Origin of the sequence: Pseudomonas sp. Ga0074129 (genome assembly GCA_001465025.1) — a bacterium.
Lineage (GTDB): Bacteria > Pseudomonadota > Gammaproteobacteria > Pseudomonadales > Pseudomonadaceae > Aquipseudomonas.
On sequence record LNDO01000001.1, the window covers coordinates 1 to 2,921 of the forward strand.

A 2,921-nucleotide genomic window follows, 5' to 3' on the forward strand; every position below is an offset into this window, starting at 1 on the left:
TGCGCTTGAATCCTTTGGTGTGAGAGCCTGGATTCTACCGGTGGCTGGCCCTCTGCCTATCGTTTCAAGCGTTGCACTTATTCTATGAATTCAGGCCGTCACAGGAAGAGCCTGCATACCCAGAGAGGTCAGTGCCGGGCATTTAGCTCGCATGACTGTTAAGTATGGTGATGAGCACCCTGAAATTCTGACGCAACACAAACTCAGCCTTGCGCTTAAAACCATGATGTCCAGTTACCCTTGCGGCATAGCCGAATGAGGTGTCTTCGACGACCCAAGGATTTTTACTGCCGTGACTCGGTCGGGTCTGGTAGCGTGCGCAGATCATGCGAAAGTCCTCAAATCTGGTGGTTACAGACATAGGCTCACATGTGCCTCAGGAATCCCAAGTTGACTGACTACATCGCCAAGAATTCGCCTTAAGTGCACCTCAAACGGGGTCACCATTCACTCCCAAACCAAGATTCATTCCCGACAAGGAATTCCAGCTAATGAATTCGTCTCTAACACCTCGACTTATTCCTATATTCACGGTCCTCGCAGCGCTTGCTTGGCTGTGCTTCAAAGGCATTGAACTAATTCTTCACCCTGAAAGGGACTACCTAGCTGAAATACTCGGATTGTTTTTGGCGGTTGTTGGTTTGAGCCATTTCGGAGAGGCTAAAGCAGATCTCATAAAATTCTTTAAGTCCATAGTCATCCAAATCACCGATACAGGTGAAGTTAAATGTATTGAAGTTTGGAAGCATTGCTTGGGAATCAAAGCTAGCAAATCAGCCCGCGCCACTCTCTCCAGGCTGATACGCGATGGCCAAACACAATGGGTGGTTGTTGAAGATGAAAAAATACAAGGCGCTCTAAAGGCCCTACAGGACGCCGGCGTTAATACCGAACGCGGGGATGCTCCTGGCAGTGCGCAGAACGACAAATTTAAGGCTGGCCTTGCCGAGTTTTCCAGCCACTGTAATTTCCTTAAAGTCTCGTATCTGAAAGACCTTTCTGACCGCCACAATGTCAGTCAACGTCTGCTAACAAGCGATGAAATCGCTGAGGTTGGCCTTGGCCTAGCTCGTCAGATCTACGTTTCCCCAAGCAGTAAGGGTTGGGAAGCGGATGCCATCAGCGTTAACGAATTCTCCCCGTGGGGAATCCACTCAAAAGAAAAAGAGCGCCCTAAATTCCGTGTCTATTTCACTGACAATTCGATTGGTGAGTTAGAACAGAGGTGCGAAATGGACGCCAGGAGCCTCCACGGCGCTCGAATTGAAGTCTATATATTGCCGGAAACCGCAATTGTGAGGGACTTCCTGCCCAGTATGCTTCAGTGGTCAGAGCAATTCACTAAGCAAGTACGCCGTAATGGCGGCATCACTGAAAGCATTGGAGAACACTACTGGAACCTTTTGTACTGGGAGTTCGAACTGCGACCACGTCTAGATAATGCTGCTATTGACGCAGCTCACAATGGACCTTCTCTTTTCGAGAATCCGAGCTTTATATCCAAACTTGAGCAAAGTAAAGCTGCCAAGTCCAACGCCTAAAATAAACCTGGCCACTACGCCTGGTTTTTCAATTACTCTTGCTGGCTGACACGCCCCCTTAGGTTACAGGCCGCTTTTGCGCCGACTTCTGCCTGATGCGACAGCCTCAATGCGGCCAAATGTAGCCCACTAAAAGTGGGCTGAAATTCCTCTAAGTATTCGGCATGTAAGGCTGCATCTGCTTTGTAAAGTGGCGCGGCAAAAGCGAGTTGTGCAGTGTGTGGGCTGCCCTAATATGAAAGCACTGAGCGCGACATGGAGGCGACCTGCCTGCTTCCCTTTGAAGATGCCGCCTACCTGCCCAGTGGGCACCGCTTTAGTGTTCCCGGCATACACCTGCGTTTGGATGCGGGCCGCGTGATGGCGTGGCGTTAGCGTATTAGCCTGACTCAGCATTGACCCAATCATCAGCTGAGGGCCTTCGAACACTCACTACTGCGGCTGCAACGGTCCGCAATAGAAACTAGATTGAGGGCCACTTTTTCAAAAGTGCATGGCACGATATGTCCTCAAGGCCAAATCTTTGCTATCGGCGGCAGTAGTAAACTTCTGGTTTACTACTGCCGCGTCCGCAAGCTCACCTTCAGCGATGACGGCTTGTATACGTTCACCGATATTTTGCTTGATGGTACAGCTCGGCCAATTACTGCTGGTTCGCCTTGGTCCGCGCTCTGCGGATGTAACTCACAGATACACCCAGCTGGCCGGCGAGCTCGGCGTCGGAGACGACGCCAAACGCAGATGCAATCTCAGGTGTTATTTCTGGTACCGGACGTTTGTATGCCTGTATTCCAAGTTCGTGACGTTTCTTTTTGACTGGAAAATTGCTGATATCCAAACGATCCGCGACCTCCGTATCTGGCATCTGCCCCAGCATAGCAATAGCTTCATTGGTCCAGATGTCCTCAAGGGGTTTAAAGCGCTCCCTGACAGTCTTGGGTTCCTGGACTCTCAATTCAACTCGCTTTCGTTTGATGTGCTTGATTGAAACCCCGAATTCTTGTGCCAGTTGATAGTTCGTTCTTGTAGCAAGTTGTTCAATCAACTCAGCCGGTAACTCACTGTCTTCTGGGTGAAACTCAGGAATGCCAAGCGAGTAGCGGTAACGCCCGACGCTGCTCGCTCCAATGCCAAAGCGTCGCGCTATTTCGCGGTCGCTCATCTTTCCGACACATGCCTTCCAATCACCCATATGCGTGCTCCTAAAACGAGATGTAGCCAGACAGTTTTTGCCTGACATCGTATTAAGAGTGGGGGGCGGACTACCCCTGTTTTCCAGGTTCCCGCCGCGTCAGGATAGTTGTCGTGTGAGTTGATTCGATGAGTCTTGGTCGGTGGGCGGAAGTGAGAGCCGTGTGGCGCGTTATTCGATAGAGCATC

General features: G+C 50.6%; 3 protein-coding genes. 2 read left to right on the forward strand and 1 reads right to left on the reverse strand.

Annotated features, from left to right (window positions below; translation table 11 throughout):
• Positions 1 to 115 precede the first annotated feature (115 nt).
• Positions 116 to 259 (forward strand): hypothetical protein, encoded by a 144-nt coding sequence (locus AUK77_RS18915; protein WP_363079340.1) that lies wholly within the window; start codon positions 116 to 118, stop codon positions 257 to 259.
• Positions 260 to 491: 232 nt separating this feature from the next.
• Entirely contained in the window at positions 492 to 1,541 is a 1,050-nt protein-coding gene (locus AUK77_RS00005; RefSeq protein ID WP_296125048.1) for a hypothetical protein, read from the forward strand.
• A gap of 643 nt (positions 1,542 to 2,184) precedes the next feature.
• Here the strand turns inward: AUK77_RS00005 and AUK77_RS00010 are convergent.
• Positions 2,185 to 2,733, reverse strand: a complete 549-nt coding sequence (locus AUK77_RS00010) for a hypothetical protein (protein ID WP_296125050.1) — start codon at positions 2,731 to 2,733, stop codon at positions 2,185 to 2,187.
• Positions 2,734 to 2,921: the final 188 nt, after the last annotated feature.

What these genes read in the sequence shown, in the direction of transcription:
- AUK77_RS00005 (WP_296125048.1), top strand. Translation starts at nt 492, where the DNA reads ATGAATTCGTCTCTAACACCTCGACTTATTCCTATATTCACGGTCCTC.
- AUK77_RS00010 (WP_296125050.1), bottom strand. Translation starts at nt 2,733, where the DNA reads ATGGGTGATTGGAAGGCATGTGTCGGAAAGATGAGCGACCGCGAAATA.